Origin of the sequence: Photorhabdus hindustanensis (assembly GCF_002968995.1) — a bacterium.
Lineage (GTDB): Bacteria > Pseudomonadota > Gammaproteobacteria > Enterobacterales > Enterobacteriaceae > Photorhabdus > Photorhabdus akhurstii.
In genome coordinates, this window is the sequence record NZ_PUWT01000060.1 from 43,473 (window position 1) to 58,293 (window position 14,821).

Genomic DNA, 14,821 nt, shown 5'->3' on the forward strand with positions numbered 1-14,821 from the left:
CGGGTATAGAAGTACGTTTTTACTTTGACTGCCATTAAACGCACAAAAACCCGCCTATTCAGGGCATTGGATTTAGAAATTTCTGATTGAATAGAGGTTGCTTAAGGAGAGCAGGCAAGCAAGGAGTGTTTCTTTCTCTTCTTATGCACAAAGCATTCTACAAATTCTGAGAATAATTATGTAAAGTCCTCGTTGTCATTTAGCTCCTGCATTTCCGAGCAGGAGCTTTTTTACTATATTTATTACGATTGATGATTACATTATTGATTTGATTATATTGATTTCAGGCGGCTTGCTGATGCGCTAATTTAATTTCTTCCGCCAGAATCGCAATCCCTTTGGTAATACTTTCCGGATCAGGAACATAATTCATACGCATGCATTCATGAGTATGCGGCCAATCTTGTTCCAGTCCGGGGAAGAAATAGTGACCTGGAACCATTAACACACCACGTTTTTTCAATCTGTGATAAAGCATTTCTGTGGTTATCGGCAAATTTTTAAACCAAAGCCACAGAAAAATAGCGCCTTCTGGTTTATGGATAAGGCAAAGTTCTGCCGGCAGATAACGACGGATAATTTGGATCACGTCTTGAACCCGTTGTTGATAGAACGGGCGGATAACTTCCTGTGACAAACGAAGCAAGTCATTGCGTCGGATCATTTCCAATGCCATTGCGGGGCCTACACCGCCCGGCGCAAGGCTGATGATGCCATTCATATTACTGACGGCATTGATGATTTTCTCGTTAGCGATAATGATTCCGCAGCGTGAACCCGGCAACCCTAATTTGGATAAACTCATGCACAGAATAATATTGGGGTTCCACAATGGCGTAGCTTCGCTAAAAATAATACCTGGGAATGGCACGCCATAAGCATTATCAATGAGTAATGGAATTTGGTGTTGTTGAGCCAGACAATCTAGCCGTTGTAACTCTTCATCAGTGATAACGTTACCCGTTGGGTTGGTTGGGCGAGAAACACAGATCAGGCCAATATCTTCGGTAATATTTAGATGGTCAAAATCAACGTGATATTTGAATTGGCCTTCTGGCAATAACTCAATATTGGGTTTATTGGCAACAAATAAGCCTTCGTCTAGCCCTGAGTCAGAATAACCAATATATTCCGGCGCTAGTGGAAACAGTACTTTGCGGACAGTGCCATCTTCTCCGCGCCCAGCCAGCAGATTAAATAGATAGAAGAATGCACTTTGGCTGCCATTGGTCAGGGCAATATTTTGTGTGCCAATCTCCCAACCCAATTTTTCGCGCAACATCTCTGCCAATGCTTGAATCAATGTATCCTTTCCTTGAGGTCCATCATAGTTGCATAGCGTGTCAGTGAGTTGGCCGTTGGCGACCATCTCTGTCAGGAGCTGCTGAAAATAGTCATCCATTTCTGGAATGTGCGCCGGGTTGCCGCCGCCTAGCATAATTGCGCCGGGCGTCCTCAACCCTTGATTAAGGTCATTCATCAGGCGGGTGATGCCCGCATCTTGTGTGAATTTGTTACCGAATTGAGAAAAAATCATAGCCGCGTTCGTTGTCGGTGTATTGTTGGGATTAAGAGACATAACACCATACTCCGCGCACTATCTGGGTGCAATCTGGAAAATTATGACAATTGGTTATTTAATATTGCGTTTAATTTAGCATTTAAAATAAAGAACTAAATGTTTGGTTAACATCCAGCGTTATTATTCAGATTAATCTTAAAGCACAATAGTAATTCACTGAATTTATTTTTTACATAAACAATTCATTATATGATCATTGACCAAACCGGTAGCTTGCATAAATGCGTAGCAGGTGGTGCTGCCGATGAATTTGAATCCTCTCTTTTTCAGCGCTTGCGATAACGCCTCTGAAATCTCGGTCTTTACCGGTACCTCTGTAATGGTTTCCCACCGATTAATAATGGGTTTGTTATCAACGAAGCGCCAGATAAAAGCGCTGAATTCTTCTCCTTGTTGCTGCATCTTAAGATAGGCTCGCGCATTGCTGATAATCGCGTTAATTTTGGCGCGGTTACGGACAATCGAGGGATCAAGTATCAGCCGTTCTACATCGTTTTCATTCATGACAGCAATTTTTACCGGATCAAATTGGTGGAAACATTTACGGTAACCTTCACGTTTTTTCAGAATAGTTAGCCATGACAGCCCAGATTGCTGCCCTTCCAGGCAGATCATTTCAAATAACTTTTGGCTATCTTTTTGGGGTTTCCCCCATTCATTGTCATGGTAAGCCAAATATTCCGGGTTAGAAGTAACCCAATGGCAGCGTGTTAATTCCATAGTTGAGATTTCCAATATGAGTGGTTGATAATTGACAGTACCTTAACTGTATAAATGTACAAGTAAAATAACTCGATTAAGATTTTTTTATTTCAAGGTGAAATTAAGAGCGAATTCAGGGCTGTATATCTTAAGGTCAAAGGGTATACTGACCAACTTCCTTTCAAATTCATATGTATCGCGTGCGGATCTAACATGCAAAAGTTTGATACTAAGACCTTTCAGGGGCTGATCCTGACATTACAGGATTATTGGGCGCGCCAGGGCTGTACCATTGTCCAACCACTGGACATGGAAGTCGGTGCGGGTACTTCTCATCCAATAACTTGCTTGCGTGCGCTTGGCCCGGAGCCAATTGCCGCGGCTTATGTGCAACCTTCTCGGCGTCCGACAGATGGCCGTTATGGTGAAAACCCTAACCGTTTACAGCATTACTATCAGTTTCAGGTTATTATTAAACCATCCCCAGACAATATTCAGGATTTATATCTAGGTTCTCTGAAGGAGTTAGGATTAGACCCAACAGTTCATGATATCCGTTTTGTTGAAGATAACTGGGAAAACCCAACATTGGGCGCTTGGGGATTGGGTTGGGAAGTGTGGCTTAACGGGATGGAAGTGACTCAATTTACTTACTTCCAACAGGTAGGCGGCCTTGAGTGTAAACCTGTCACCGGTGAGATCACTTACGGTCTTGAGCGTCTGGCAATGTATATCCAAGGCGTAGACAGCGTTTATGATCTGGTTTGGTGTGATGGTCCGCTGGGTAAAACTACTTATGGCGATATTTATCACCAAAATGAAGTAGAACAATCCACCTATAACTTTGAGCATGCTGATATCGATTTCCTGTTTACCTGTTTCGAACAATATGAAAAAGAGGCTCAGGACCTGCTGGCGTTAGAAACGCCACTACCGTTGCCAGCTTATGAACGTATTCTCAAAGCAGGTCATACCTTCAACTTGCTGGATGCTCGTAAAGCTATCTCGGTGACTGAACGTCAGCGTTATATCCTGCGTATCCGCACCCTGACCAAAGCTGTTGCCGAAGCTTATTATGCCTCCCGCGAGGCGCTAGGCTTCCCTATGTGTAACAAGAATCAGAACTAAGAGGCTGTCATGACTCAACAGACTTTCCTGGTGGAAATCGGCACAGAAGAGTTGCCGCCGAAGGCTCTTCGTTCATTGGTTGAATCATTTGCTGCTAATTTTGCGGCAGAGTTGGATAACGCGAATTTGGCGTATGGTGAAGTAAGCTGGTTTGCAACGCCGCGCCGTCTGGCGCTGAAAGTTGCTAATCTGGATGAGGCGCAAGCTGATCGTGAAGTAGAAAAACGCGGTCCGGCGATTGCTCAAGCATTTGATGCTGAGGGTAAACCGACAAAAGCGGCAGAAGGTTGGGCTCGCGGTTGTGGTATCACGGTTGCTCAGGCTGAACGTTTAGTGACAGATAAAGGCGAATGGTTATTGTATCGTGCGCTGGTAAAAGGCCGCCGTGCAACAGAGCTATTGTCGGGTATGGTCAATCACGCGCTGAGTAAGTTGCCAATTCCTAAACTGATGCGCTGGAGCGATAAAGAGACTCAGTTTGTTCGCCCAGTTCATACCATTACCATGTTGTTTGGTGATGAACTGATTGAAGGCGAAATTCTGGGTATTAAATCTGCGCGTGTCATTCGTGGTCACCGCTTTATGGGTGAATCTGAATTTACGATTGATAATGCAGAACAGTATCCCGCGATTTTGCAGCAACGCGGTAAAGTGATGGCAGATTATACAATCCGCAAGGCACTCATTAAGCAGGATGTAGAACAGGCTGCGATTAAGTTGGGCGGTATTGCTGATATCAGTGACAGTCTGCTGGAAGAAGTCACTTCACTAGTTGAATGGCCGGTTGTGCTGACGGCGAAATTTGAAGAGAAATTCCTTGCCGTGCCGTCAGAAGCGTTGGTTTACACCATGAAAGGTGACCAAAAATACTTCCCGGTTTACGACAATGCCGGCAAGCTGATGGCAAACTTTATTTTTGTTGCCAACATTGACTCTTCTGATCCACAGCAAATCATTGACGGTAACGAAAAGGTAGTCCGCCCACGCTTAGCTGACGCTGAATTCTTCTTTAAGACGGATCGTAAACAGCGTCTGGAAGACAATCTACCTCGTCTGGAAACAGTGCTGTTCCAGAAACAGCTTGGTACTTTGCGTGATAAAACCGCTCGTATTCAGGCGTTGGCCGGTTGGATTGCAGAGAAAATCGGCGCTGATGTGAATCATGCTACCCGTGCTGGTTTGCTGTCCAAATGTGACTTGATGACCAACATGGTATTTGAGTTCACCGATACACAAGGTGTGATGGGGATGCATTACGCCCGTCATGATGGTGAAGCAGAGGATGTTGCTCTGGCATTGAATGAACAGTATCAACCGCGTTTTGCCGGAGATGAACTGCCTTCTACCGGCGTTTCTTGTGCGTTAGCGATCGCTGACAAAATGGATACTCTGGCGGGTATTTTTGGCATTGGTCAGCATCCGAAAGGTGATAAAGATCCGTTTGCGTTGCGTCGTGCTGCGTTGGGCGCTCTGCGTATTATCGTTGAGAAAAAACTGCCGCTGGATTTGCAGACATTGACGGAAGAAGCGGTTCGTTTGTATGGCGACAAGCTAACGAATGCCAAGGTTACGGATGATGTGGTTGAGTTTATGCTTGGCCGTTTCCGCGCCTGGTATCAGGAGCAGGGCTACAGCATTGATACCATTCAAGCAGTGCTGGCGCGTCGTCCAACACAACCTGCTGATTTCGATGCTCGTGTTAAAGCAGTGACTCACTTCCGTACACTGGATGAAGCCGCAGCGTTAGCCGCAGCGAATAAGCGTGTTTCTAACATTCTGGCGAAGTCAGAAGAGACATTGAACGAGAAAGTAGATGTTTCTGCGCTGAAAGCGCCGGAAGAGGTGAAACTGGCAACACATTTGGTGGCTTTGCAGGATAAGTTGGCACCTTTATTTGCTCAAGGATGCTATCAGGAAGCGCTGGTTGAGTTGGCATCTTTGCGTGAAGTTGTCGATGCTTTCTTTGACAACGTGATGGTGATGGATGAAGACTTACAGGTGCGAGTAAATCGCTTAACTTTGTTAAGCGAATTGCGGGACCTGTTCCTGAGAGTTGCTGATATTTCGTTACTGCAATAGTAATCTGGAATAATCGGTTTCGGCGGTAGTGAAAACAGTCGCCGGAACCGTAGTTTTTCCTCTACAGATAAAATTTTTTATAAAAACTGTGTGAAAGTGCGGCATAGCGACGTTCACGCTGTTTTTATCAGCAACTAACCCATGATTATCAAAAAGGTATTGACGGCCTGTAGCGAGCGCAGTAAGATTCGGCTCGTTTTCGGCGAGTAGCGCAGCTTGGTAGCGCAACTGGTTTGGGACCAGTGGGTCGGAGGTTCGAATCCTCTCTCGCCGACCAATTTAGAGTTTGGGGTTGTCAAATAAGCCGCAGACTTAAAGAAATAGAGAAGCCTTACAGTGATTGCTGTAAGGCTTTTTGTCATCTGCCGTTTACTCTAACAACCACAGCCACTTGGTGCATAAGCTTGCACAATTTTGCTATCAGCATCAAAACGCTTCGGCCTTCCACCGTTGAAAAGGCCATAATGTTTTTTCCCATCACCAATTAAATCAAAAAGTGTATGGTAACGACTTTTGCTGATCATATCGGCAGTATTCCGGCATACTGGGACCGCTCTACCTGTCTCAAAAATATGTTCTCGATCAAGCACAAACTGATCCGGGGCATCCGATAAATTGCCTTTGTAAATGGCAACTTGACCGTAATCCTCACAACGGTCTTCCAAATCTAATTTGAACAGCCTCAGCGTCATTGAATACAGTTTTGCACCGCCCAGTTTTGCTTCGATCTCCTTATTATTTATGGATTTCAAACTGCTATTAACGACACGAACATCATTAAAACCGGCTGCTTTTGCCAGCCGTATGAAATCTTCAAAGTACAATGCATCACCAATACACTCACAAACAATTTGTTGGTCATTTTTCAGTGATTGGTCCAGCCTTCTATCCAGAAAAATATCAGAAAAATAGATTTCACCACCTGATTTGAGTAAACGGGCCATACCAGCCAACACACTTGCTTTAGATACAGATAGATTGATGACACAGTTTGAGACGATAACGTCGATACTTTCAGGCGGTAAATTAAGTTGTTCTAGCGACTCGATATAGCCTTGCTGAAAATGCACATTGGTGGATGAATAGTTAAAGATTTGACGATGATAATCCACAAAACGCTGGGCAAATTCGATTTGTTCTGCCGTTGCGTCAATACCAATAACTTTACCCTCAGTACCTACGAGGTGAGACAGAATAAAACAATCACGCCCACTCCCACATCCCAAGTCTAATACTGTTGTTCCTTCTAACAAGGGAGGAAAAGGCGTACCACAACCATAAAAACGGCTCTGTACATCAGGATGGATAAGTTTAAGAATTTCTCTGATTCTGTCTGAAGTGGTGTTGTCCACAGTGCATACATTTATAGCAAGATCCTCTCTATTAGACAGGGTTTTACCATAATAGTGTTGTATGTCTTCTATTCGTCGTTTAATCGATTGTTTGTTCATATCTATTTCCTTCAAATTAAATCATTAATAGGCCGATATTACGTTTCGGTAATTTGGTGCCAGATTTACAATGGGTTCTCATATTCCCGATCAATGCATAGATGATCAATGTATAAAGTCAAAAAAAACCGTCATTGCTGACGATTGATATGTGCGGCGACTTCCATCCAAGCTTCTACCGCGACAGTAAAAGCTTTACGCCCTTTATCTGTTAATGTGTATACCTTGCGTCCACGACCTGCAACGGTTTCGTTGTGTACCGTGACATATCCACCCTGCTCAAACTCACGCAGTACCGGATAAATCGTACCTTCAGTAGGTGAACAACACCCTTGGGTAGAATGTTCAACCTCACGGGCAATTTCGTAACCGTGCATAGGCCGTTGTTGTAAGACACAGAGAATGAAAAACTTGGATAAGCTCATCTTAATGATGCCATTCCAGTACATTCTATCAGTGTAGTCCACTGTGGTTCGTCCAACAGTGTTAAGTGTTTTCTTCGACTTGTTCATAACGGCATCGTATACATTGAACATCAAGGTGTCAATGTATAAAGTAGTCTATTTAATTTGTTTTATTATTGACTGTATTCATCATCATGAGTCACCTCTTTTCGATAATAAAATGTAGGTATCTCTTGGCTGGTTTCAAGGGATGCCTACTTCCGGCATCCCTTTGATCAGTATTTCAGATGGATCTTCTGAACTATTTCACACAAGTCTGATATTTTTCCAGAATTGCCACATACTTACCATTATGTTGCTGTACTGTATAGGTGACAGTGTTCCTCATTACGCTATAACATCACAGCGTGAAATTTATGTTCCTATTCCATCGTTTCCATAGTGATTTTCAGATCAGGGCTACCGTTTCCTGAAGTAGAAGATATTCTTGGATCAAAACTCAAAAGGAGTTTAGAAGGTCCTCGTGTATACACTCCTGTTTCTTGATAATGATAATTATCAGCAAAGCGTAAATTGTGCAGTCGATCCAAAATAATATTGGATGAAACTTCCAACTGATTGAGTGAAAATGCAGCCGCAACACAAGCATGTGTACCAGTACCAAAAGCTAAATGTCTTTTTCGATTTGCTTTCTGTTGAGAAGTTGTATTTTTTCTTCGATATAGATCAAATTCATTTGGTTTGTGAAAAACCGATGGATCGCGATTAGCTGCGCCAATCATACAGAATATTAAAGCGCCTTTGGGAATATCGATACCAGAAATAGTGACATCTTCACTCGCTTCTCTTGGAATTAGTTGTACAGGTGATGTCAGACGTAAAGTTTCTTCAAATGCATCCCGAACTAGATTGCGATCTTTAAGCACTGCATCAAGCATACTCGGATGAGATATTAAGTGATTAAGCATCATTGCTAATATCTTGTCAGCAGGTTCTATAGCCGCTAATAGAATATTTAAACACAGTGCTGTAATTTCGCTCATGGACATCCCTGTATCTTGACAGAATATAGATATAATGTCCCCGCTAGGATTACGCCGTCTCTGATCTATTATAGGGTTTAGTAAGCGAATTAATTTCTGACTACATTCAAGACTGTGCATTTTTTCTGGTTCTGTTTGGTCAAACTGGGTAATAAAACTGGCGATACCCTTGTGCCATTCAGCTATATCACGATAGTTATCACTTGGCAGTCCGAGAATACCTAATGTTACTAATACGGCATAGTCGCGGCCAAAGTCATTAACAATATCTATATTTCCTTTTTCCATATAAGGTTGTAAGAGATCTTCAGTAATCTTTCGAATCATGGGTTCGTAGTAGCGATTAAAATAATCTCTTGAAAGTCCTTGCATTATGAGTTTTCGTTTACACGCATGCTCTTCACCTTCCATTTGAGCAAGAACGCGATCCCCCATAACCGGTTCGGCAAGTGCAGTTAATGGCTTAGTATTGAAAATTGAGGATTTTAAAATAGCGTCAACATCCTCATATTTGCCAATAAAATAGCTGTTTTGGGATTGTTCAAAATAAACTAAATCTTCTTTATGCAAGATGTCGTAAAAATCATAAGGATTTTTTATGAATGTTGGTTCGTGAATACTAAAAGAACTTAATTTAGCCATTATTGCGCTTCCTTTCTAAAGATATTTGGTACTAAGAGCTTATTAACTTTAAATACAATTACTATTTCATCAGACTGTTTGGATTTTATAATTGAGTAACGATTCCGTAACTTTGTTTATCTCCTACTTGTATAGGATAATTACCGTTAAACAACCCTTTTCCGATTGGCCAAGGACGATGATAAAGTAACGTAGAATATTTTACCCCAAGTAATCGAGGGGTATCGAGGTAGAAGGGAATTTCAGCGAAAATATATGGTAACGCTTTATATACTAATTGTAGGTCAATTAGACCAAAGTATTGCCCGGTACCTTTTAGTCGCCCTTTTATGGCTTGAAAGGACATATCAATACAAATTTTTTTAAAAGATTCTGATTCATTAAACGCGTTTTCAACTTGTGTTTTAAGAGATTGATAGTCATGGTTTAGTGCGAAGTCACTAAATTGAATGACTCTGATTTGCTTACTTTTTAGCATTGCTATGGACATCGCATAATCAAGGTTACATAAATGACGTCTAATTTCTCGTTGTGTTTTCTTGATTGCCTTAGCATTCTCAGTTCCACCAGCGACTAAAAGGCGTGAAGCTTCACGTTCACAAGGTAACAATATGTCGACTTGCTGGAAGTAATGACTTGACCACTGAATAAGGTCCACTACATAGTCCTTTGAAAAACGCGAGTTAAAGGGGCTTATCCCTATTAGCGCGTGGTCGCCTTTTTGAATAATTTGGCCACAACGAGGGGTTTCACCTTGGACAATAAATGATGGTGAATTCTCGTGCAGCAATGTTGAATGGAGTGGTAATATCTGATTGTTCGTTTCTTTTAAGAATTTTTTTTCAGTAGATAACATTTCCATTGACTTTCCATTTTTTTAATGTAATCCCGCATAATACTGGTATGAATTTTTTAATTTTTATATAGGTTCATTACATCTCCATTAAGATATTTATACAGAAATTTGATCTAACTTAATCTCGTAAAAATGTCAAAAATTATCGAAAGTCAGAGTTAGATAAACCCCATTTCGAATCGATCAACGAATTGATGTTAAATGAGTTTTTACCGATTCAGGTTGCTGTTGAGAAAGTGAGACGAAAATCGAGTACAAAAATGCATCGTCATCCTTGGAGACAAGATAGCATTCTTTAATAAGGAGGTTGTTCAGATAACAACACCTAATGCTGTATTTTTAACTTTATGTCAACATGCTTCGCCATATTAGTCATGTGGCGACTTTATTTGAGTATATTGACAGATATTCTGTTTATATGGCTAGAATAATGGTAAGAAATTATAACTATTTTTCTCTGGTAAATTTATCGGCTTTTATTGATAAATTAAAAAATCCATATATAAATTATGCTATTTAACTTGAGTTCTATTTAATCTCTTGTGTCAGTAATCCTGTAGAAAAATTACGTATATACTAATAATATCATAGTAAAAAATAACATTTAATTACTATCCGTGATATTTAATTTATCCATCTGAGAAATATCTCTCATTCATTAAATGACTTGTTTGAAAAAACATAAGAATGGTGTATGAATATTATCTTCTATGAACATCAAATGGAATATAAATGTGAGATTAAATGACATAGGTAACACAGTTTTACTTGAAATTAATAAGTTTAGAATAAACGGCAATCGAGTATTTTCGAAGTGTGAATATCAAAATTCTATAAGTAGACATAAAGACAGGATGTTTTTGCATATCGATAATATGTTAGCAAAAGAAGGTAAGATGCGGCCAAATATGACATTGATTGACTGTTCGAAAGGAAATAGTGGGAAAGGTGAGATTAAATATGAATCCGTAATAACAAAAGGAATCCAATGTCGGAAATTTACTTTTTGGAATAAGAGAATCATAGGTGATATATGTCTTCACATAGTGGCGTAATATATGGGGTTATTTTCTGCCTCATCAGTGCAGCATTTGATGTTTTTGTTGCGTATTTAACTCAATCAATAAACTCAGCTATTGTCATCTTCTATTGTTTTACATCATCTACTTTATTATTTATGATGATAAGCATTTTCAAAGGGATTGATCAATTAATTGAAAAGATCCGCAAAAATGTTTTATTGGTGGTGATTATTAATGTCTCAATTTTATTAAATTGGGGTGGATTAATCATTGCGCTACGCTTTCTTGAGCCTGCAATAGTAGGTGTTGCTTCAGTGGCTTGCGGTCCTGCGATAACTATCCTTCTCTCATCTTTTATCGATAAGGACGAAGCAAAAACAGAAAAATTGGAAGTTGTCATATCCTGGTTAGTTCTCATTGGGGTAGGTGTGATGCTGGTAAATTCATTTTTGGGAAATAGTGGATTATCATCAACTTCAATTCAGGACAGGATTATTGGTATTGTGAGTGTGATATTTGGCGCCATAGGAACAGTATTATACACTATTTTTTCTAAGAAATTATTCAAGGAGAAATGGCAAACGTATGAGATATTGTCTGTTAGAAGTATTTTAATGGTAGTACTTTCATTTTTTTATGTTTCAGTATCCAGTGTTTCTCTTAGTTTAGATATCGATATGATTCTTCCGATGTCGATTCTTGTTATCGTTGGACATTTACTTCCAATCTATCTGGTATTAAAGACAATTAATGCCATTACCCCTCTTCATGTCTCTTTGTTATTTCTGCTAATACCTGTATTTACGATCATTTTTCAATATCTTGATTCACGTATAGCGTTTTCTGTTGAAAGTTTGATTGCAGCTTCGGTTATAGTTTCTTTATTAATCATTCTTGGGGTGAGTAAGATAAAAAAGACAAATAGGGTATAGAATGAAAAAGGCTGCTATTGTAGATGATTTTTCTTTTGGTAAGGTTATGGTTAATGATTTTATAGTGTAATTACAAAGATACCCCTTTTTCTATGAGGCTGCTTTTTGTGCTGATGAAAATAAGTAATTATTTAAAGGAATATGGACATGTTTACTTCTAGAGTAAACATGTTGTTTTTATTATATAAACTTACTCAATTAATCAAGAAAGTCCATATGTAAATTACGTGTATACTAATAATATCATAGTAAAAAAATAACAATTAATTACTATTAATGATATTTAATGTATTTATTCTTATCCCTCGATTTTATTAATTTCATGATAAATAAGGCTTAATTTATCCATCTGAGAAATATATCTCATTCATTAAATGACTTGATTGAAAAAACATAAGAATGGTGTATGAATATTATCTTCTATGAACATCAAATGGAATGTAAATGTGAAATTAAATAACATAGGTAACACGATTTTACTCGAACTTGATAAGTTTAGAATAAACGGTAATCGAGTATTTTCGAAGTGTGAATATCGAAATCCTACTGGCAGCCATAAAGATAGGACATTTTTGCATATCGTTAATACGTTAGAAAAAGAAGGTAAGATACGGCCAGGCATGACATTGATTGACTGTTCGACTGGCAATGGCGGGGCGGCACTAGCATGGATAGGAAGAGAAAAAGGGTATAAGGTCAAAATATTTATGCCGGAAGGCATGACAGATGAGCGTAAAGAGCAAATAAGATCTTATGGTGCAGAAATTTATGAGACACCAAAGGAATTGTTTCTGAATGGGGCTGTTTCGGCAGCGAAAGATTGCGCTGAAAGCGGAGATGATATCTTTTTTCTTGACCAATCAGGTACAACCTTAAATAAGGAAGCTTGGAATATATGTGGAGAGGAGATCGTTAAAGAATTAAAAGAAAATAATCTTATTCCTGATTATTTTATTTGCTCGATAGGTACGGGTGGAACTTTCTCAGGAATTGCAGAAATATTAAAAAGAGAATATAGCAATATAAAAACAATTGGTATTGAAGTAAATAGTTCTGCGCCATTATATGCACTGAGAAACGGCCTTCATTTTGAACATCATAATCATAATTTGATGGGGCTTGGCGCGGGTGTTCTCTCGGTCAATACTGTCCAAGAATTAATTGATGAGGTATATACAGTAGAGGGGGATGATGCATGGAAAAGAATGAAAGAATTTATATTAAGCGATGATCTTGGTATAGGTCCTACCTGTGGTGCTAATTTACTAGTATGTGAGAGGATGCTGCAAAAAGTGCATAATAAAGTATTCATTACGTTATTCTTTGATAGTGCATGGAAATATAAAAGTCGTTGGGATGGTATTTATCCTGAATATAAGGCAGATTGAAAATGTTATTAGAAGATGTTTATGAAAACGCAAGGGTTGTTAATTCGGGGAGAGCACTTACAACAGTTAATGAATTTACAGATCAATTACCTGCGTTGAGGCCCCAGGTTTTGATCGAGGTTGCTCATAGAATAATCCAATTAATGGATCTTAAAGTAGATAAAATTGTTACAGAAGAAGATAAAGGCGCTCCACTGGCAACAGCTATCTCCCTCCTTACAGGAATACCATTAGCAATGGCTAGGTGGTATCCCTATTGTTTGGACGAGATGAATAATACTGTTGTACAGATCAGCTCTGAATATTTTGAAGGAAAAATGTATCTCAATGGAATAGAGCCAGGTGATCGCGTCTCTATTATTGATGATACGTTAAGTACCGGAGGGGCGGTGATATCCCTTATAGAAGCGGTACAAAAGAGAGGGGGTGAGATTAAAGATGTTATCTGTGCGGTAGAGAAAATCCAGAATAATGGTAAAAATAAGGTGAAAGATAAAACGGGCATAGAGGTGAAAACGATTATTAAAATTTATCTTGATAATAAAAGTGTTAAGGTTATTGATTAATAACAAATATGAAGACAATAACGATTAAAGATGAATTTGCAATAATAAGAGGGCTCTAATGTCGGAAATTTACTTTTTAGAATAAAAGAACGATAGGTGATATATGTATTCGTATAATGGCGTAGTATATGGGGTTGTTTTTTGCCTCATCAGTGCAGCATTTGATGTGTTTGTTGCGTATCTAACGCAATCGATAAATTCAGCTATTGTTATCTTTTATTGCTTCGTATCATCTACTTTGTTGTTTGTGATGATAAGTATTTGCAAAGGGATTAATCAATTAATCGTGAAGATCCGCAATAACACCTTATTGGTGTTAATTGTTAATGTCTCAATTTTACTAAATTGGGGAGGATTAATCATTGCGCTACGCTTTCTTGAGCCTGCAATAGTGGGTGTCGCTTCAGTAGCTTGCGGCCCTGCGATAACTATCCTCCTCTCATCTTTTATCGATAAAAGCGAGGCAAAAACAGAAAAATTGGAAGTTGTCATATCCTGGTTAGTTCTCATTGGAGTAGGTGTGATGCTGGTAAATTCATTCTTAGGAAATAGTGGATTATCATCAACTTCAATTCAGGATAGGATTATTGGTATTGTTAGTGTGATACTTAGTGCTGTAGGAACAGTATTATACACTATTTTTTCTAAGAAATTATTCAAGGAAAAATGGCAAACATATGAGATATTGTCTGTTAGAAATATTTTAATGGTAGTACTTTCATTTTGTTATATTTCAATATCCGATGTTTCTTTGAGATTGGATATTGAGATGGTTCTTCCAGTGTCGATTCTTGTTATCGTTGGACATTTACTTCCAATCTATCTCGTACAGAAGACAATTAATGCCATTAGTCCTCTTCATGTCTCTTTGTTATTTTTGTTAATACCTGTATTTACGATTCTTTTTCAATATCTTGACTCACGTATAGCGTTTTCTGTTGAAAGTCTGATCGCAGTTTCGGTTATAGTTTCTTTATTAACTATTCTTGGTGTGAGTAAGATAAAAAAGACAAATAGGGTATAACG

12 protein-coding genes and 1 tRNA gene are annotated in these 14,821 nt (G+C 39.1%); 7 read left to right on the plus strand and 6 right to left on the minus strand.

All coding sequences use genetic code 11. From position 1 onward, the window contains the following. Nucleotides 1-283: 283 nt before the first annotated feature. Both C6H66_RS20060 and C6H66_RS20065 read right to left on the minus strand, forming a co-directional pair. Nucleotides 284-1,537 carry a valine--pyruvate transaminase gene (locus C6H66_RS20060; RefSeq protein ID WP_105396533.1) on the minus strand — a complete coding sequence of 418 codons (1,254 nt, stop codon included), beginning with the start codon at nucleotides 1,535-1,537 and terminating at the stop codon, nucleotides 284-286. Between the two features lie 207 nt (nucleotides 1,538-1,744). Then, on the minus strand, nucleotides 1,745-2,302 hold the full coding sequence (locus C6H66_RS20065; RefSeq protein ID WP_105396510.1) for a DNA-3-methyladenine glycosylase I: 558 nt from the start codon (nucleotides 2,300-2,302) through the stop codon (nucleotides 1,745-1,747). 195 nt (nucleotides 2,303-2,497) lie between these two features. On the opposite strand from C6H66_RS20065, the gene glyQ reads away from it, so the two are divergent. The 3 genes from glyQ (at nucleotide 2,498) to C6H66_RS20085 (ending at nucleotide 5,768) form a co-directional block, all read left to right on the plus strand. Continuing rightward, complete coding sequence (glyQ, locus tag C6H66_RS20070; RefSeq protein ID WP_105396511.1) at nucleotides 2,498-3,412, plus strand: glycine--tRNA ligase subunit alpha; 915 nt, start codon at nucleotides 2,498-2,500, stop codon at nucleotides 3,410-3,412. A gap of 9 nt (nucleotides 3,413-3,421) precedes the next feature. Then, entirely contained in the window at nucleotides 3,422-5,491 is a 2,070-nt protein-coding gene (gene glyS / locus C6H66_RS20075; protein WP_105396512.1) for a glycine--tRNA ligase subunit beta, read from the plus strand. A gap of 200 nt (nucleotides 5,492-5,691) precedes the next feature. Continuing rightward, nucleotides 5,692-5,768 (plus strand) — tRNA-Pro (locus C6H66_RS20085). Between the two features lie 97 nt (nucleotides 5,769-5,865). On the opposite strand, the gene C6H66_RS20090 is transcribed toward C6H66_RS20085, so the two are convergent. The 4 genes from C6H66_RS20090 to C6H66_RS20105 all read right to left on the minus strand — a co-directional run bounded on the left by C6H66_RS20090 (nucleotide 5,866) and on the right by C6H66_RS20105 (nucleotide 9,893). Further along, nucleotides 5,866-6,942 (minus strand): methyltransferase domain-containing protein, encoded by a 1,077-nt coding sequence (locus tag C6H66_RS20090; RefSeq protein ID WP_248000749.1) that lies wholly within the window; start codon nucleotides 6,940-6,942, stop codon nucleotides 5,866-5,868. Nucleotides 6,943-7,073: 131 nt separating this feature from the next. After that, nucleotides 7,074-7,454 carry a PadR family transcriptional regulator gene (locus C6H66_RS20095; protein WP_201445816.1) on the minus strand — a complete coding sequence of 127 codons (381 nt, stop codon included), beginning with the start codon at nucleotides 7,452-7,454 and terminating at the stop codon, nucleotides 7,074-7,076. Nucleotides 7,455-7,768: 314 nt separating this feature from the next. After that, a complete protein-coding gene (locus C6H66_RS20100) occupies nucleotides 7,769-9,031 on the minus strand; it encodes a cytochrome P450, cyclodipeptide synthase-associated (RefSeq protein WP_248000750.1) in 1,263 nt (420 codons plus the stop codon). 85 nt (nucleotides 9,032-9,116) lie between these two features. Then, on the minus strand, nucleotides 9,117-9,893 hold the full coding sequence (locus C6H66_RS20105) for a tRNA-dependent cyclodipeptide synthase (protein ID WP_248000751.1): 777 nt from the start codon (nucleotides 9,891-9,893) through the stop codon (nucleotides 9,117-9,119). A gap of 1,027 nt (nucleotides 9,894-10,920) precedes the next feature. On the opposite strand from C6H66_RS20105, the gene C6H66_RS20115 reads away from it, so the two are divergent. The 4 genes from C6H66_RS20115 to C6H66_RS20130 all read left to right on the plus strand — a co-directional run bounded on the left by C6H66_RS20115 (nucleotide 10,921) and on the right by C6H66_RS20130 (nucleotide 14,819). Then, nucleotides 10,921-11,841 (plus strand): DMT family transporter, encoded by a 921-nt coding sequence (locus tag C6H66_RS20115; RefSeq protein WP_105396514.1) that lies wholly within the window; start codon nucleotides 10,921-10,923, stop codon nucleotides 11,839-11,841. Between the two features lie 446 nt (nucleotides 11,842-12,287). After that, complete coding sequence (locus C6H66_RS20120; protein ID WP_105396536.1) at nucleotides 12,288-13,229, plus strand: cysteine synthase family protein; 942 nt, start codon at nucleotides 12,288-12,290, stop codon at nucleotides 13,227-13,229. Nucleotides 13,230-13,231: 2 nt separating this feature from the next. Next, nucleotides 13,232-13,795 carry an adenine phosphoribosyltransferase gene (locus C6H66_RS20125; protein WP_105396515.1) on the plus strand — a complete coding sequence of 188 codons (564 nt, stop codon included), beginning with the start codon at nucleotides 13,232-13,234 and terminating at the stop codon, nucleotides 13,793-13,795. Nucleotides 13,796-13,898: 103 nt separating this feature from the next. Beyond that, nucleotides 13,899-14,819, plus strand: coding sequence for a DMT family transporter (locus tag C6H66_RS20130; RefSeq protein WP_105396516.1), 921 nt, complete (start codon nucleotides 13,899-13,901; stop codon nucleotides 14,817-14,819). The last annotated feature ends 2 nt before the right edge of the window (nucleotides 14,820-14,821 follow it).

Coding starts and splice junctions, on each gene's coding strand:
- C6H66_RS20060 (WP_105396533.1), bottom strand. CDS start 1,537: ATGATTTTTTCTCAATTCGGTAACAAATTCACACAAGATGCGGGCATC.
- C6H66_RS20065 (WP_105396510.1), bottom strand. CDS start 2,302: ATGGAATTAACACGCTGCCATTGGGTTACTTCTAACCCGGAATATTTG.
- glyQ (WP_105396511.1), top strand. CDS start 2,498: ATGCAAAAGTTTGATACTAAGACCTTTCAGGGGCTGATCCTGACATTA.
- glyS (WP_105396512.1), top strand. CDS start 3,422: ATGACTCAACAGACTTTCCTGGTGGAAATCGGCACAGAAGAGTTGCCG.
- C6H66_RS20090 (WP_248000749.1), bottom strand. CDS start 6,942: ATGAACAAACAATCGATTAAACGACGAATAGAAGACATACAACACTAT.
- C6H66_RS20095 (WP_201445816.1), bottom strand. CDS start 7,454: ATGAACAAGTCGAAGAAAACACTTAACACTGTTGGACGAACCACAGTG.
- C6H66_RS20100 (WP_248000750.1), bottom strand. CDS start 9,031: ATGGCTAAATTAAGTTCTTTTAGTATTCACGAACCAACATTCATAAAA.
- C6H66_RS20105 (WP_248000751.1), bottom strand. CDS start 9,893: ATGGAAATGTTATCTACTGAAAAAAAATTCTTAAAAGAAACGAACAAT.
- C6H66_RS20115 (WP_105396514.1), top strand. CDS start 10,921: ATGTCTTCACATAGTGGCGTAATATATGGGGTTATTTTCTGCCTCATC.
- C6H66_RS20125 (WP_105396515.1), top strand. CDS start 13,232: ATGTTATTAGAAGATGTTTATGAAAACGCAAGGGTTGTTAATTCGGGG.
- C6H66_RS20130 (WP_105396516.1), top strand. CDS start 13,899: ATGTATTCGTATAATGGCGTAGTATATGGGGTTGTTTTTTGCCTCATC.